We start from the raw sequence: 15,203 nt of genomic DNA on the forward strand, positions 1-15,203 counted from the left end.
AAAAACAGTGTTACACAACGCTCGCCAGACTGTCCGCAACTTCCTCGGGCGAGGGCATGTGACGTATCTCCCGGGTGATCTGACCAGCGGCTTCGCGGTAGGAGGAGTCCACGAACAGCTGCCGCACACAGTCCGCGATCGGCCCGGCACTGAACGCCGCCGGCCGCAGTGCCGCACCGGCCGCGACGAGCGCGTCGGCGTTGCCGAACTGGTCCGCGCCCTGCGGCAGCAGGACCTGGGGAACCCCCGCGGCGAGCGCGCCCAGCATCGTGCCGCTGCCGCCGTGGTGAACGGCGACGTCCGCGTACCGGAGCACCTCCGCCTGGGGCAGCCACGGGTACACGGTCACGTTCGGCGGCACGTCGCGGAGACCGACGCGCGGCGCGGCCACGATCACCTGTGCCTCGGAGATCTTGCCGAGCCCCACGACCGCCTCGGCGAGCAGTTCGCGCGTGCCGAACGCCGTGCCGAGCGTGAGGTAGATGAGCTTCCCCGCGGTGCGCACCGGCACGTCACCGGGCGGCGAGAACGGCACCGGCCGCAGCGGGATCCGCTCCTGTCTCAGGAAAGCGGCGTCCTGCAACGACGGCGGGCAGATGTCGAGGTGCCGTCCGCCGGTGGGCCGCACGAAGCCGATGCCGTCGGGGAACATCCGCCCGAACCCGTGCCACAGCGCGGAGAACCCGCGGCGCCGCGCCTCGGTCACGACCTCGGGCACCGCCCACTCGCCGATGACGAGGTCAGGCAGCAACCGCTCCAGTTCGGGCGCGATGTCCTCGGCGTAGATCTCCCCGAAGACGAGCCCCGGCCGAAAGGGACGCAGCCCGAGCTTCCCGAGCACCGGGTGCATCTCCTCGCCGACCGCGAAGTGCACCTCGTGGCCGGCGGCGCGGAAGGCCGACGCCAGCGGGATCAACGGATAGGTGTGGCCGACGGTGGCCATGCTGGCGAAGAGCACGCGCATGATCTGACGATACTGAGTCCTCATGGGAACCAACCGCGAGAAGATGATCAACGGCGAGCCCTACCTCCCTGCGGACCCCGAGCTGGACGCGGACCGGCGCCGCGGCTGGCGTGAGATGGCGCGGTTCAACGCGCACGACCCGGAGGACCTCGACGGGATGTACGCGATCCTCAAGGGGTTCGTGGCGGAGATCGGCGAGAACTCGACGTTCATGCAGCGCCTTCAGATCGAGTACGGCTACAACACCCGCATCGGCGCGAACAGCTTCATGAACTACGGCGGCGTCATCCTCGACTGCGGCCCGGTGACCATCGGCGATCACGTGATGATGGGTCCGAACGTGCAGCTGCTGACGGCGTTGCATCCCATCGAGGACCACGACGCGCGGATCGAGGGCTGGGAGACGACCGCGCCGATCGTCATCGGGGACAAGGTGTGGTTCGGCGGCGGCGTGATCGTCTGCCCCGGCGTCACCATCGGCAACAACACGGTGGTCGGCGCGGGCAGCGTCGTGACGCGGGATCTGCCTGCTCACGTGCTCGCGGTCGGCAACCCCGCACGGGTGGTTCGTAAGATCTGAGGTCATGCGCAGCGAGGAGATCCAGATCCGCACCGGTGCCGACGAGGTCGTGCACGATCTGACGCGGGAATGCCAGCGGTTCCTCGACAGCGAGAACGGCGACGGCCTGCTGCACGTGTGGGTGCCCCACGCGACCGCGGGCGTCGCCATCATCGAGACGGGCGCGGGCAGTGACGACGACCTGCTGACCGCGTTGGAACGCATCCTGCCCCGCGACGTGAAGTGGCGGCACAGGCACGGCACCCCTGGCCACGGCCGTGACCACGTGATGCCCGCGCTGGTGCCGCCCTACGCGACGATCCCGGTGCTAGGCGGTGTGCTGATGCTCGGCACGTGGCAGTCCATCTGTCTCGTCGACACCAACGTCGACAACCCCGTCCGCACGGTCCGGCTGAGCTTTCTTGCCGGCTAGCAACAGCACGAGGCCGACGAGCGCGAGCCCGCCGAACACCCACCACTCGGTGCTGACGGACCCGTCGTACATGAGGCTGCGCAGGCCTTCCGCCGAGAACCGGAACGGCGTCCACGACCACAGGACCGCCTTGTAGGCCGGGTTCAGCAACTCCGGCACCTGACCCGCGACGGCGGGCGCCATCAGGTAGAGGAGGCCGAGGATTCCCATCGCGCGGATGCCGAGGTGCTTGAACAGCCCCGCTTGCAGCAGCGCGAACGACACGGCGACGGCGAGCAGGAACGTGAGCGCCTCGGCGTCGAACGTGACGCCCCACCACGCCAGCAGGCCCGCGGTCGAGCCGGTGACCAGGACGGCCGTGGTCAGCGCCGACAGCCACCTCAGTCTGCTGCCCTTCAGCACCACGAACAGCAGTCCGGCGATCATCCCGCCGACCCACAGCAACGCACTCGCGGCGAGCGGTGCCGTGCGTTCGGCGGCCGTCGGTGCCTGCGCGTCGATCCTCACCGGCAGCCCCGCGCCCTGCGCGACGCCGGTCAGCACCTGCTGCGCGACCTGCGTGCCGGACGGGTTGACCGCGGGGTTCAGCCGGATCGTCGCCTGACCGGGCGCGATCTCCAGAACGCCGTAGACCTCCTTGTCCGCCAGGAGGTTCCGCGCCTCGTCCGCGGACACGACCCGGATGTCGACCTCGGCCGAGTCTGCGGATCTGACCTTCTCCGCGATCGGCGGAGGTGCCACGACGGCGAGCGGAACGTCGTGCGGGTGCACGGTCGCCTGCACGCCGAAGGTCAGCAGGCCCAGCAGAAACGCCACCGCCGCGCCTGCGACGGCGGTGACCAGCGCGGTGCGCATCATCCGCCTCCTAAGTTCATCATGCGTTGAATTTAACGGGCACGCTACGCCTCGCACGATCCTGAAGTCAACGCCCGATGAATTAAGCCTCTGTCAGACCCACCAGGTACCGTTTCCCCGTGACTTACCCAGGTGGCGGCGGACAGGGCGGCTGGAACGACCAGCAGGGCTGGGGCCAGCAGCAACAGGGTGACTACCCCAGCGGTGGCTACCAGACCGGCGGCTACCCGCAGACCGGTGGCTTTCCGCAGCAGCAACCCCAGTTCCCGCAACAGGGCCAGTTCCCGCAGCAGGGTTACGGCGGGTACGGCGGCCTCGGCGTGTACGGCGGCTTCGACAACGAGCCGCCGAAGAAGAGCAAGAAGACGCTCTGGCTCGTGATGGGCGCCGTCGTCCTCGTCCTGCTCATCGGCGGCGGCCTCACCTGGTTCCTGATGTCGCGCCCGGACAACACGAGCGCGCAGCCCGACCCGTCCACCTCGAACAGCACCTCCGCGCAACCGACCGACGCCGCCTGCCCGAAGAACGAGGGCCAGCAGTGCATCGAGACGGCGCTCGGCTACAACTACGTGGTCCCGAAGAGCTGGGACGTCATCGCCGACGCCAAGATCCCGGTGGAGGGGATCGAGGGCATCTCGCTGTCCGGCATCACCACCTACGGCGACTACACGTGCGAGGGCAAGCCGTTCACCAAGGGCACCAACGGCGGCACGCTGCTCCCGAAGAGCGACATCAACAAGGCGGCCACCGACTTCACCAAGGCCCTCGCCACGCAGTACTACTCGTCGGGCGGCGACCCCAAGGTGACGACCACCGAGCCCAAGCCGGTGAAGATCCAGCACACCCAGAAGGACGGCACGAAGGTCGTCGTCGACGGCGTGCAGATCGACGCCACGATCACCCAGACCGGCAACAAGTGCCTGGCGAGCAAGGGCATGGTCAAGGTCGTGGTGCTCAACGGCAGCAACAAGCTGCACGTGCTGGCCGTGAACGGCGACCTGGAGGGCGGCGGAGGCGGCACCAACCCGCCGCTGCTCAAGGAGTCCGACCTGCAGAAGATGGTCGACTCGCTGACGCCGACCTCTTAGGACCTACCGCGCGCCGCCGTCCAACGAGGCGGCGGCGGGCACGGACGGCGGTCATCACGAGCGCCGGCAAGAAGTCGGCACGCCACGTTTCGAAGGCAAGCCGCTCGCGTTCTGCCACGCCACGTTTCGAAGGCGGCCGCCCACCGGCCTACCGCGCGCCGCCGTTGGACGTGACGGCGGCGGGCAGCGGGTTCTCGACGGTGATCTTCTCCAGCACCGCCAGCGCCTTGCTCTCCCACAGCGCGAGCCGCAGTTCCTGGAACGTCATCATCGCCTGCTCCACGATCGCGATCGCGTGGAACGTCTCCCCGCGCTGCGACACCAACTGGGCGAGGTCGAGCCGGATCCGCGCGGCCCCGACCCGGTCGAGGTTCTCCTCGCACAGCCGGATCGCGCGCCGCAGCAGGCGTCCGGCCTCGGCGAACATGCGCATGCGGCCGTGGATCAGGCCGAGCGAGTGCAGCGCGTAGCTCTCCCCCACGGTGTCGCCGGAGCGCTGCACCATTCCCAGCACCGACGTGATGAGCTGCTGCGCCTGCTCGTAGCGCCCCTGCACCAGCATCGCGCTGCCGAGCCGGTACAGGACCTGGGCCTCCACGCGCGGGCTGGAGATCTCGCGGCACATGCCGAGGGCGCCGCGCAGCTGACCGACCGCCAGTTCGTGTTCGCCGCGGTCCAGCGACAGCTGTGCCAGCTGCGACACCACGTAGGCCTGGCCGACGACGTCGCCGACGCGTTTGAAGCCCGCCAGCGACTGCTCGAAGATCCTCAGGGCGATCTCCGGACGGCCTTCGTTGTACTCCAGCAGGCCGAGGTTGCGGCGCACCAGCGCGAGCCCGTGGCTGTCGTCGAGCTCCGTGAACAGCTCCAGCGCCGGTTCGAGTGCGGCACGGGACGCGTCCATGCGTCGTTGGCTGTGGTGCAACGACCCTAGCGAGCACAGCAGGGCCGCAGTGCCGCGCTTGTTGCCCGCCTTGCGCACGGCGTCCAGGGCGCGTTCGTGGGTCTGCTGCCAGTCGTCGAGGTAGCTGCGGGTCTCGAACAACGTCACGAGCGTCATCGCGAGGTCCCAGCACAGCTCGTCCAGGCCGGCGTCGGCGGCCTGGAGGACGGCGGCGCAGATGTTCGGGCGTTCGCTTTCCAGCCAGCCCAACGGGTCCTGGAGCACCTGGTCGAGGTACGGGGCGCTGGGCTGCCAGCGCCGGCCGTTGCCGTGCAGGACGGTGAAGTCGCCGCCGTAGAGGCGTTGGTGTGCCTGTTCCGCCATCGCGAGCCAGCCGCCGGCCACTCGTTCGACCGACGCCAGTTGCGTGGCCGGGGCCTCGTGCACCGCGAGCTGTTCCTTGGCGAACAAGCGGATCAGGTCGTGGAAGCGGTAGCGGGGCAGGCCCGTGATGTCGCTGCCGACGACGTCCAGCAGTTGGGCGTCGACGAGACGCTCGAGCAGGTCGAAGCCGCGGTGGCGGTCGTCGTCGGTGAGCGCCGAAGCCGTCCAGACGGGCAGGCTTTCCGCTTCCAGCAACGACATCAGCCTCATCACCCGGCACGTGTCGGGTTCCAGGCCGTCGTAGGTCAGCGACAGGCTGGCGCGCACGACCATGTCGCCGTGCACCAGTTCGTCCAGGCGGTGCCGTTCGTCGGCGAGGCGGCCGACCATCGAGGCGAGGCTCCAGTGCGTGCGGGCGGCGAGGCGGGCGCCGATGATGCGCAGCGCCAGTGGGAGCCCTCCCACGACGTCCACCAACGCGGCCGCGGCGACCGGTTCGCTCTGGAGGCGTTGCGTGCCGATGATGCGCCCCAACAACTCCAGAGCGTCATCGGAGTCCATGAAGTCGACGTCGACCAAATGAGATCCGGCGAGACCGGTCAGCCGGGTGCGGCTCGTGACGACCACACCGCACGTGGGCGAGCCCGGAAGCAGTTGGTGCACCTGCGACTCGCTGCCCGCGTCGTCCAGCACCACCAGCACGCGGCGGTTCGCGAGCATGCTGCGGTACATGTCCGCCCGCTCGTCGACACCGTCGGGCAAAGTCGAGCCCACGGCGCCCAACGCGGACAGGAACCGGCCGAGAACTTCGGCCGGCGTGGCCGGTTGCGCCTGGGTGCCGCGCAGGTCGCAGTACAGCTGGCCGTCCGGGTAGGTCTCGGCCGCGACGCGATGGGCCACGTGGACCGCGAGAGCGCTCTTACCGATGCCCGCCTTGCCCGAGATGTTCACCACCGGCATGGTCATGTGGTCGCCGGAGAGCACGGTCTCGGCGCGCGCCACGACGTCCTGGCGGCCGATGAAGTCCGAGATGGTGGCCGGAAGCTGGTGCGGTGACACGACGTTCTGCACGGTGACCGGAACCGACTTCTCCTGATCGAGGCGCAGCACCTCGTCGTCGGTCAGGATCGCGGTCTCGAGCTTGCGCAACTGGTCGCTCGGTTCGAGGCCCAGGTGTTCGATGAACAGGTCGCGGCCGGCGCGGTAAACGTCGAGCGCCTCGGACTGCCGGCCGGAGCGGTAGAGCGCGAGCATCAGCTGGCCACGCGGGCGTTCTCGCAGCGGGTGTTCGGTCACCATGCTCTGCAATTCACCGATGAGTGCGTGATGCCGACCCAGCAACAACTCGATGTCGACGCAGTTCTCCAGCACCGACAGGCGTTTCTCGTCGAGTCGCAACGCTTTGTTCTGCAACGTGGCCCCGGCGCCACCGAGTGCGGGTCCGCGCCACAACGCCAAAGCCGCGCGCAACACCGTCGACGCCTCTTCCATGCGGCCCTGGCGGACGGCGGCGTCGGAGTCGGCCACGCGGCGTTCGAAGAGGAAGGTGTCGATCTTGTCCGCGGCGACGCGCAGCAGGTAGCCGGGCTGGCGGGTCTCGATCTGGGCGTCGACGCCGACTCGCGCGAACTCCCGCCGGAGCGCGGACACGCAGATCTGGATCTGCGCCCGTGCGGTCGACGGCGGGGTGTGCTCCCAGACGAGGTCTATCAGCTGGTCCATGCTGACAACGCGATTGGCTTCGAGCAGCAATGCGCCCAGGATCGTCTGCTGACGTCCTGGCGGCACCTGTACCTGCTCCTCGGCCCCGATCACCTCGATCGGTCCGAGCAGCTTGAAAATCAGTTCCTCATCAGGGGCGGAGCTCATGACGGACGACCCCTCGCGCCTCTATTTCCCGCAATGCCCCTGCACCTCACGCTCCGGTCGTTTTCACCGTTACCGAATCACATTTACCGAAGACGCGGAAAAAGGCACTTCCAGGACGTCATCTCAAGATCGATTTAAGATGAAAATCCTTCACATCTCGTGTTTGACCTCCGGTTGCATCAACTGCATGCGGCCACTTCGATGGGTGATGATCTCCGAAGTTAGCCTCGGTGAGGAAAACTGTCAAGATCCTTCTTGTGCATGACTACACGATCCACCATAATGCGCCTGATCTCAATAGGCATCTCATTTGGAGATGATCAGATCCAGGGCATCGTGGCAGATCAAACAGTGCGTGAACCCGAGAATTCATCGTTGCGGCGGCGGACTTCACGACGATCGTACGGCATGCCGCCAAGCAGCCTGAACGTCTCATCGGGACTACTCCGAGCGGCACAAGCGGTTCGTTCGGATCGCTAACCGCACCCAACCATTGCGGTACACCGCACCTAATTCTCCGGATAAGCGACCACCCTGCGTAGTAACAGCTGTGTGCTGACTGGCGGGTCAGCTATTGAAGCGTCTCAATTGGTCGCCCAGGCCCCGCCATCACGGCCGATTGATACGCGGTGGGTGCGCGATAGAGCGGCGATGGGCGGCACTTCTAACTTCGTTCTCAGACACCACTCGAAGGTGTCTGAAGCACAACTCGAGCCAAGGTCCGACCAAGAAAGAGGAGGCCGACATGATCCGCAAGACGACCGCTGCCGCTCTGGTTCTCTCCGCCATCCCGGCGGCCCTGGCGTTGACGCTCTTCGCCGGCACCGCACAGGCCGACGACGACACCCCGTGGGGCAAGGGCCTGGGCGGTGACACCCCCTGGAGCCAGATCGTCAACGACGGCGACACCCCTTGGGGCACAGTCACTTCCGACGACACCCCGTGGGGACGGTCCATCACCCTGCCGACGCTTCCGACCGACGGCGACACCCCGTGGGGCGACGACACTCCCTGGGGCTGATCTCTTCCCTCCGTCCGGATAAGCACCAAAGGAGGCCAGAACCATGCGATTCCACCTGCTGGGCTCACTGGAAGTCCTCGACGACGACCTGCCCGTGCCGTTGGGCGGCGTCAAGCAGCGCGCGGCTCTGGGTTTCCTCCTGCTGCACGCCAACCGAGTGGTGGCGACGAGCAAGCTGCTCCAGGCGTTGTGGTCGCGGGATGTCCCGCCCACGGCGCGCAAGATGCTCCAGAACGCCGTCTCAGGGCTGCGAGGCGTTCTCACTCCCCACGGCAGCAACCCCGAGGGGTCCGCACTGCTGCTGACCCACGCGCCGGGGTACCTGCTGCGCGTGGACCAGAACTCCCTCGACCTGTCGCGCTTCCAGCAGCTGACCGAACAGGGACGAGGTGAACTCTCCTCTGGCAACTGGCCCGCCGCCGCGAAGGTGCTCCGCAAGGCACTGAGCTTGTGGCGCGGACCGGTGCTCGCGGATCTTGCGGAGACCGGCATCAACTGGCCGGAGCTGACCGCCATCAAAGACGGGCGGCTGGCGACGCAGGAGGACTGCTTCGAGGCAGAACTCGCCTGCGGAAGGCACTACGAGATCATCGGCGAGCTGGAGTCGCTGATCGAGGTGGAGCCCTATCGCGAACGGCTCAACGGGCAGCTGATGCTCGCGCTTTACCGGTGTGGCCGGCAGGTGGACGCGCTGAGCGTCTACCGCCGTACCAGGGCGGCGTTGGTGGAGGAGCTCGGCCTCGAACCGGGCCGCGAGCTCCAGGAACTGGAGCGCGCGATCCTCGACCACGCCCCCGCGTTGGACCTTCCGCCGTCGGTGCAACGCAGGCACCTGCTGGCCGTCGGCCAGGCTTCTCCCGTGTCCGCTCCCGTCGTGATCACGCCACCCGTCGCACAGCCCGTCGCTCCGCCGGTCGCCGTGGGCGCGATGGACGTGACGACCGTGGAGCGCAAGCTCGTCAGCGTCGTGATGGTGTCCGCCCAGCTCGGTCTCGCGGCCGGTGACGGTGACCCGGAGGACGTCGACGCGGTGCACCAGGAAGTCGCTTCCGTCGTCTCCGCCGAGGTTTCCCGCCTGGGCGGCGTCGTCGGCGGCAACGTCGGTTCCGTGTTCCTGGCTCTGTTCGGTGTCCCCAAGACCGCCGAGGACGACGCCGACCGCGCCGTGCGTGCCTCGTTGGCCATCCGCGACCGGCTGGCTGCCGTCGCGGACGTGCAGATCGGCGTGGCGACCGGCGACTCTCTCGTGCGTCTGCCTTCGTCCGGTGCGCCCACTGCCACGGGCGTGCTGCTCGACCAGTGCCGTCAGCTGATGGCGTTGTCTCCGCTGGGTGCCGTTCGTGCGTGCTCCGCGACCCGTGAGGCAGCCGGTTCCGTGACGTGGGAGGCCGATGGCGCCCCGACCGGAGGCTGGCAGGCGGTCTCGTGCGTGTCGCCGCGTGGTGCGACCCGCCGTTCGCAGGCCGCCGTGCCGTTCGTGGAGCGCGAGCGTGAGTTGCTGGTGCTGCAAGGGCTTCTCGACGAGGTCCGCACGCGCCGACGCCCGCACTTCGTGACCGTGCTCGGCGAAGCGGGCGTGGGCAAGACACGGCTCGTCAACGAACTCACGTCTTCTTGTTCGACCGCTTTGCGCGGCACCGCAACGGCTTTCGGCGACGACCACGGCTTTGGGCCACTTTCGGACGTCGTGAGCGGCTTCTCCTCCTTCGAAACGCTGCGGGCCGCTCTCGCGTCGCTGGTCGGCGTCGGTGAGCTCGCGGACCGGCTGCACGGGAGCCTCGCCTGCCTGGCCGAACCCGGCCCCGGCGTGCAGGCGGACTTCCCGGCGTGGCGGCGGTTCCTGGAGGAGGTCGCGGAGTCCGACCCGCTGGTCGTCCTCCTGGAGGACGTGCACTGGGCGAACGACGTGGTGCTCGACTTCGTGGAGGAACTGAGCGAGCACGCCGGTTCCGTGCCGTTGCTGGTGATCGCCACCGCGCGGCCGGAACTGCTGCAGCGCCGGCCGTCGTGGTTCGGCGGCAAGCGCAATGCCACCACGATCAGCCTGGAGCCGTTGTCCCACAACGGAACGCGCAGCCTGCTGAACTCGTTGCTGCACACCCGCGAGCTGTCGTCCGAACTGTGGCAGGCGCTGGTGACGTGCGTGGGCGGCAACCCGTTGTTCGCCACCGAGTACGCCCGCATGGTGGCCGACCCACGCATGCCGTGCGTGCAGAACGACGCTTCGCTGCCTGTCCCGCCATCAGTGCGTGGAGTGCTGACCGCTCAGCTCGACTCGCTGCCGTTCGAGGTGAAGGCCGTCCTTCAGGACGCCGCCGTCGCGGGTGATCTGGTGTCGCCCGGAGCGGTGGCCGCGACCGGTCAGCGTGACGCTCTCGAGGTCGCCAAGGCGCTGGAACTGCTGGAACAGCGAGACTTCCTGCGCCGCCAGGGTCGCAACAGCGAGACGGGCGAGATCGAGTACGGGTTCCGGCATCTGCTGGTGCGCGACGTCGTTGCGGACCAGCTACCTCGCGCCGAGCGTGCGGTGAAGCGGGAACGCGCTCTCGGCTGGTTCGAGGAACCGGCGCTGGACCTCACCGACCGCAGGGCGGGCTGACCGTCCCCTGGTGAAACGCTGAACGCCGGGCCGCGCGTCCTCCCCCAGCGCGCTGCCCGGCGTTCAGTTCTTTCAGCTGTTGACGACCTGCACCAGGTGGTCGACGGCCTCCGCGACCGGCACCTCGACGCGCTCACCGGAGCGGCGGTCCTTGACCTCGACCGTGCCGTCCTTCAGGCCGCGGCCGATCACCAGGATCGTCGGGATGCCGACGAGCTCGGCGTCCGCGAACTTCACGCCGGGGCTCGCCTTGCGGTCGTCCAGCAGGACCTTGAGGCCCTTGGCGCTGAGCTGCTTCGCGAAGTCCTCACCGGCGGCCATGAGCGTCTCGTCCTTGCCGGCGACCACGACGTGGACGTCGGCGGGGGCGACGTTGCGGGGCCAGATCAGGCCGCGGTCGTCGTGCGACTGCTCCGCGATGACCGCGACGAGCCGCGAGACGCCGACGCCGTACGAGCCCATGGTGATCCGGACGGGCTTGGAGTCCGGGCCGAGGGCGTCGAGCGAGAACGCGTCCGCGTACTTGCGGCCGAGCTGGAAGATGTGGCCGATCTCGATGCCGCGCGCGGCGACCAGCACACCCTTGCCGTCCGGCGACGCGTCGCCCTCACGGACCTCGGCGACGTCGATGACGCCGTCGGGCGTGAAGTCACGGCCCGCCACCAGGTCGACGACGTGGTGGTCGGCCTTGTCCGCGCCGGTGACCCACGCGGTACCCGTGACGACGCGGGGGTCGGCGAGGAAGCGGATGCCGTTGGCCTGGATGGCTCCCGGACCGATGTATCCCTTGACCAGGAACGAGTTCTTGGCGAAGTCGGCCGCTTCGAGCATGGCGACCTCGGCCGGTTCGAGCGCCGCTTCGAGACGCTTGAAGTCGACCTCGCGGTCACCGGGGACGGCCACCGCGAGCAACTCCCAGTCCTTGCCGGGGCGCTTGACCTTGACCAGGACGTTCTTCAGCGTGTCGGCCGCGGTGAACTTGCGGTCGGTGTTCGCGTTGAGGAAGTCCACCAGCGTCTCGATGGTGGGCGTGTTCGGCGTGTGGTGCACCTGCGCCGCGGGCTTGTCGTCGATCGACTGCGCGGGGGGCGCGGGCGTCGTGACGGCCTCGACGTTCGCCGCGTAACCGGACTCGGTGCTGCGCACGAAGGTGTCCTCGCCCGTCTCGGCGACGGCGAGGAACTCCTCGGACGCGGACCCGCCCATCGCACCGGACGTGGCGGAGACGATCACGTACTCCAGGCCGAGCCGGTCGAAGATGCGGATGTAGGCGTCACGGTGGTCCTTGTACGACTGGCTCAGACCCTCGTCGGTGAGGTCGAACGAGTACGAGTCCTTCATCAGGAACTCGCGCCCGCGCAGGATGCCCGCACGGGGACGCGCCTCGTCGCGGTACTTGGTCTGGATCTGGTACAGCGTGACGGGGTAGTCCTTGTAGGAGCTGTACTCACCCTTCACGGTGAGGGTGAACATCTCCTCGTGCGTGGGCCCGAGGAGGTAGTCGGCGCCCTTGCGGTCCTTGAGGCGGAACAGGTTGGGGCCGTACTCCTCCCACCGGTTCGTCGCCTCGTAGGGCTCCTTGGGCAGCAGCGCGGGGAACTGGATCTCCTGCGCGCCGAAGGCGTCCATCTCCTCGCGGACGACGGCCTCGATGTTGCGCAGGACCTTGAGTCCCAGCGGCAGCCAGGTGTACCCGCCCGGCGCGACGCGGCGGACGTAGCCGGCGCGCACCAGCAGCTTGTGGCTGGGCACTTCGGCGTCCGCCGGATCCTCGCGAAGGGTGCGCAGGAACAGCGACGACATCCTGGTGATCACGGTGGGTACTCCTCGTTCACGGGCAGTTGAAACAGCGTACTGGTTGGACGTTCCCCGAAATCGCGCGCGGTGCTTCCGGTGGGCTCTGACCTGCGCGAACCAGAATTGTCAGACCCCCTGGGTAGCGTCCGTCCCATGCCTCTGACCATCGACATGATCACCATCGACACGGGCGACGCGCGCAAGCTCGCGGAGTTCTGGACCGCCGCTCTGGGCACCACGATCCAGAACGACTGGGGTGACTTCATCCTGCTCGCGCCGAACACCGAGTCCGGTGCCGTGCTCGGCATCCAGCAGGTGCCGGACGCGACGCCGGGCAAGAACAGAGTCCACTTCGACTCGCACGTGCCAGACCGCCTGGCGGAGGTGGCCCGCCTGGTCGAGCTCGGTGCCACGGAGGTCGGGGTGCACAGCGTTCCCGGCCTCGTGTGGTCGGTGCTCGCCGACCCGGACGGCAACCAGTTCTGCGTCGGCCAGCCGGGCGAGGAGCTCTAGTCGGAGTGATCCGGCCCGTTGCCGGGCGGACCCGCGGTCGGGCCGTGACGAGCTCGCGGCCAGGCCAGGCAAACGCGCAGCCAGACCGGGCAAACCTGGGGTCGGGCCCGACAGACCCGCAGCCAGGCCAGGCAACCTGCAGCCAAGCCGGGCAACCTGTGGTCAGGCCGTGACGAGCTCGGGTCAGGCCGGGCAACGCGCGGTCAGGCCAGGCAACCCGCAGCCAGGCCGTGCGAACTCGCGGCCAGACCGGCCAACCCGCAGCCAGGTCGGACGACCCGCGGTCAGGCCGGGCGAACTCGCGGCCAGGTGGGTGCATCGCGGTGCCGCCTCCACGACCTCGTACCGGTTGCACGGGGTGTGGGAGCGGCGCCGCGAGAACTCCCCGCTGAGCGTGCATTCGCTCGCCAACGGGCCGGATCACGCCACTACAGCGCGACCGGCAGCCCGTAGTCGATCCAGGTCCGCGCCACCTCGAACCCGGCGCGCTCGTACACGCCGAGCGCACGGGTCGAGTTGGCCGAGTCCACGGAGAGCCCGGCGCGCTGGTAGCCCTGCGTCCTGCTCTGAGCCAGCGTCCAGCTCAGCAGGGCCGTGGCCACGCCACGCCCGCGGTGCTCCTCCAGGGTGCCGACGTCCCCGATCCACAACTCGCGGACGCCGGTCATCTCTTCGACGACCGGGTAGTGCCGTGCGAGCACGAACCCGACCACGGCGCCCTGGAAGAGCGCCAGGAAGGAGGACTCCGGAACGAACCGCTTGCTGTCGGTGAACGACGCCGCCCATTCCTCCGGGCTGCGGTCGACCGACCCCCAGTGCTGGGCGAACGCCGCGTTGCAGACCTGGCGGACCTCTTCGTCACGGGCCGCGGAGAACGGCACGATCTCGTAGCCGGACGGGATCGGGACCTGGGCGAGTGACTCGCCCAGTGCCACCTCCAGCTCGTAGAAGTAGCGGTCGGCGCCGAAGCCGAGCTTCTCGACCAGCGCGACGTGTCCCTCGGCACGGCTCTCGACCATGGTGCACACGGCGAGCGGCAGGTCCGGGTGGCGTGCGACGTGGAGGTCGTGCGCCAGGGTGGCGAGGCGTGGCAGCAGTTGCAGCCCGATGCCCTCACGCCGGAACTCGGGGTGGACCACGCCGTCCAGCCGGACGCGGTGCGTGTCCACGGGGTTGTCGCGCAACGCGACCAGCCCGTAGGCCGCAAGCCTTCCGCCCGTGAGCACGGCCAACGATCCGCCGGGCAGGTCGGCCTTGCCGAACGACTCGGCGAAGTCCTCTTCGGACAACAGTTCGCCGGTGTCGTCGACCGCCTCGGCCGCGTTGTAGAGAGCGGCCACCTCTGGGATGTCCGCTGTCGTGAGCGGGCGCCACACGAGTTCCACGTCGAATGACGCTACGGGGAGGCGATAACGCCAACAACCGAATAACGCGTTGCCCGCGATGCGCCGCCGGGGCCATCCTGCGAGCGATGACGCCACCAGAGATCGCACCGCTGCACGAGGACCTGACGTTCCACGGGCCTCTGTCCGAGCAACGAGCGGCACGCCTGATCCGTTCGCTCATGCCACTGGACGACGCCCACGTGCTGGACGTCGGCTGCGGCTGGGCGGAGTTCCTCCTGCGAACCCTGGAAGCCGCGCCCACGGCCACCGGCACCGGTGTCGACCTGAACGCCGCGGACATCGCCCACGGGCAGGCCAACGCCGAGGCCCGAGGCCTGACCGGGCGCGTCAGCCTTCAGGTGGCGGACGTCGCCCAGTGGCACCCGGATCGGCCGGCCGACGTGGTGATCGTCAACGGCGCCAGTCAGGTGTGGGGCGGAGACCCGTTGCAGCACACGGCGAACGCGCTCACGGCGGCGAAGCAGCTGCTGCGCGCGGGCGGACGGCTCCTGCTGGGCGAGGGCTTCTGGGAACGCGAGCCGACCGAGGACCAGCTGGCCGCGATGCCGGTGCCGCGCGACCAGTACGGCTCGGTGGCCGACCTGGTGGACCTCGCGCACGCCCACGGCTACCGCATGCTCGCGGTGGAACAGGCGAGCCTCGACGAGTGGGACGTGTTCGAGAACGGGCACGGCCTCGCCTGGGAGCGCTGGCTGCGCGACAACCCGGACTCCGAGCACGCCCCGGAGATCAGGGCGAAGGCCGACACCTCCCGCGGCTACCGGTTGCGGGGATGGCGCGGCACGCTCGGCCTGGCCTACCTGACTCTCCAGGCACCCTGACGTCCGACACG

12 protein-coding genes are annotated in these 15,203 nt (G+C 68.7%); 7 read left to right on the forward strand and 5 right to left on the reverse strand.

All coding sequences use genetic code 11. The features are described from left to right. Positions 1-10: 10 nt before the first annotated feature. The gene (locus BM417_RS22725; RefSeq protein ID WP_093597688.1) at positions 11-964 is read right to left on the reverse strand and encodes a glycosyltransferase; all 954 of its coding nucleotides are present in this window, start codon (positions 962-964) and stop codon (positions 11-13) included. Between the two features lie 22 nt (positions 965-986). On the opposite strand from BM417_RS22725, the gene BM417_RS22730 reads away from it, so the two are divergent. Both BM417_RS22730 and BM417_RS22735 read left to right on the forward strand, forming a co-directional pair. Then, the gene (locus BM417_RS22730) at positions 987-1,544 is read left to right on the forward strand and encodes a sugar O-acetyltransferase (RefSeq protein ID WP_093597691.1); all 558 of its coding nucleotides are present in this window, start codon (positions 987-989) and stop codon (positions 1,542-1,544) included. A gap of 4 nt (positions 1,545-1,548) precedes the next feature. Continuing rightward, positions 1,549-1,956, forward strand: a complete 408-nt coding sequence (locus tag BM417_RS22735) for a YjbQ family protein (RefSeq protein WP_093597694.1) — start codon at positions 1,549-1,551, stop codon at positions 1,954-1,956. Here BM417_RS22735 and BM417_RS22740 read toward each other — a convergent pair. After that, complete coding sequence (locus tag BM417_RS22740; protein WP_245822080.1) at positions 1,852-2,811, reverse strand: ABC transporter permease; 960 nt, start codon at positions 2,809-2,811, stop codon at positions 1,852-1,854. The genes BM417_RS22735 and BM417_RS22740 overlap by 105 nt on opposite strands. Before the next feature lie 119 nt (positions 2,812-2,930). Here BM417_RS22740 and BM417_RS22745 point away from each other — a divergent pair, with 119 nt between their 5' ends. After that, entirely contained in the window at positions 2,931-3,899 is a 969-nt protein-coding gene (locus tag BM417_RS22745) for a flagellar basal body-associated FliL family protein (RefSeq protein WP_093597700.1), read from the forward strand. Positions 3,900-4,047: 148 nt separating this feature from the next. Here the strand turns inward: BM417_RS22745 and BM417_RS22750 are convergent, their stop codons facing one another. After that, positions 4,048-7,035 (reverse strand): AfsR/SARP family transcriptional regulator, encoded by a 2,988-nt coding sequence (locus BM417_RS22750; RefSeq protein WP_093597702.1) that lies wholly within the window; start codon positions 7,033-7,035, stop codon positions 4,048-4,050. 745 nt (positions 7,036-7,780) lie between these two features. On the opposite strand from BM417_RS22750, the gene BM417_RS22755 reads away from it, so the two are divergent. Both BM417_RS22755 and BM417_RS22760 read left to right on the forward strand, forming a co-directional pair. Next, the gene (locus BM417_RS22755; RefSeq protein WP_093597705.1) at positions 7,781-8,056 is read left to right on the forward strand and encodes a hypothetical protein; all 276 of its coding nucleotides are present in this window, start codon (positions 7,781-7,783) and stop codon (positions 8,054-8,056) included. A 43-nt stretch (positions 8,057-8,099) separates the two neighbouring features. Further along, positions 8,100-10,655 carry a BTAD domain-containing putative transcriptional regulator gene (locus tag BM417_RS22760; protein ID WP_093597707.1) on the forward strand — a complete coding sequence of 852 codons (2,556 nt, stop codon included), beginning with the start codon at positions 8,100-8,102 and terminating at the stop codon, positions 10,653-10,655. Between the two features lie 72 nt (positions 10,656-10,727). Here the strand turns inward: BM417_RS22760 and BM417_RS22765 are convergent, their stop codons facing one another. Next, positions 10,728-12,470 (reverse strand): proline--tRNA ligase, encoded by a 1,743-nt coding sequence (locus BM417_RS22765; RefSeq protein WP_093597709.1) that lies wholly within the window; start codon positions 12,468-12,470, stop codon positions 10,728-10,730. Between the two features lie 135 nt (positions 12,471-12,605). Here BM417_RS22765 and BM417_RS22770 point away from each other — a divergent pair, with 135 nt between their 5' ends. Continuing rightward, complete coding sequence (locus BM417_RS22770; RefSeq protein ID WP_093597712.1) at positions 12,606-12,965, forward strand: VOC family protein; 360 nt, start codon at positions 12,606-12,608, stop codon at positions 12,963-12,965. A 428-nt stretch (positions 12,966-13,393) separates the two neighbouring features. Here the strand turns inward: BM417_RS22770 and BM417_RS22775 are convergent, their stop codons facing one another. Next, on the reverse strand, positions 13,394-14,350 hold the full coding sequence (locus BM417_RS22775; protein WP_093597715.1) for a GNAT family N-acetyltransferase: 957 nt from the start codon (positions 14,348-14,350) through the stop codon (positions 13,394-13,396). 86 nt (positions 14,351-14,436) lie between these two features. On the opposite strand from BM417_RS22775, the gene BM417_RS22780 reads away from it, so the two are divergent. Continuing rightward, positions 14,437-15,192, forward strand: coding sequence for an SAM-dependent methyltransferase (locus BM417_RS22780; RefSeq protein WP_093597718.1), 756 nt, complete (start codon positions 14,437-14,439; stop codon positions 15,190-15,192). Positions 15,193-15,203 lie beyond the last annotated feature (11 nt).

The sequence above is a fragment of the Lentzea waywayandensis genome (genome assembly GCF_900115955.1).
GTDB lineage: Bacteria > Actinomycetota > Actinomycetes > Mycobacteriales > Pseudonocardiaceae > Lentzea > Lentzea waywayandensis.

Bases quoted from the DNA above. Each gene is read 5' to 3' on its own strand.
- BM417_RS22725 (WP_093597688.1), bottom strand. From the start codon at position 964: ATGCGCGTGCTCTTCGCCAGCATGGCCACCGTCGGCCACACCTATCCG.
- BM417_RS22730 (WP_093597691.1), top strand. From the start codon at position 987: ATGGGAACCAACCGCGAGAAGATGATCAACGGCGAGCCCTACCTCCCT.
- BM417_RS22735 (WP_093597694.1), top strand. From the start codon at position 1,549: ATGCGCAGCGAGGAGATCCAGATCCGCACCGGTGCCGACGAGGTCGTG.
- BM417_RS22740 (WP_245822080.1), bottom strand. From the start codon at position 2,811: ATGCGCACCGCGCTGGTCACCGCCGTCGCAGGCGCGGCGGTGGCGTTT.
- BM417_RS22750 (WP_093597702.1), bottom strand. From the start codon at position 7,035: ATGAGCTCCGCCCCTGATGAGGAACTGATTTTCAAGCTGCTCGGACCG.
- BM417_RS22755 (WP_093597705.1), top strand. From the start codon at position 7,781: ATGATCCGCAAGACGACCGCTGCCGCTCTGGTTCTCTCCGCCATCCCG.
- BM417_RS22760 (WP_093597707.1), top strand. From the start codon at position 8,100: ATGCGATTCCACCTGCTGGGCTCACTGGAAGTCCTCGACGACGACCTG.
- BM417_RS22770 (WP_093597712.1), top strand. From the start codon at position 12,606: ATGCCTCTGACCATCGACATGATCACCATCGACACGGGCGACGCGCGC.
- BM417_RS22780 (WP_093597718.1), top strand. From the start codon at position 14,437: ATGACGCCACCAGAGATCGCACCGCTGCACGAGGACCTGACGTTCCAC.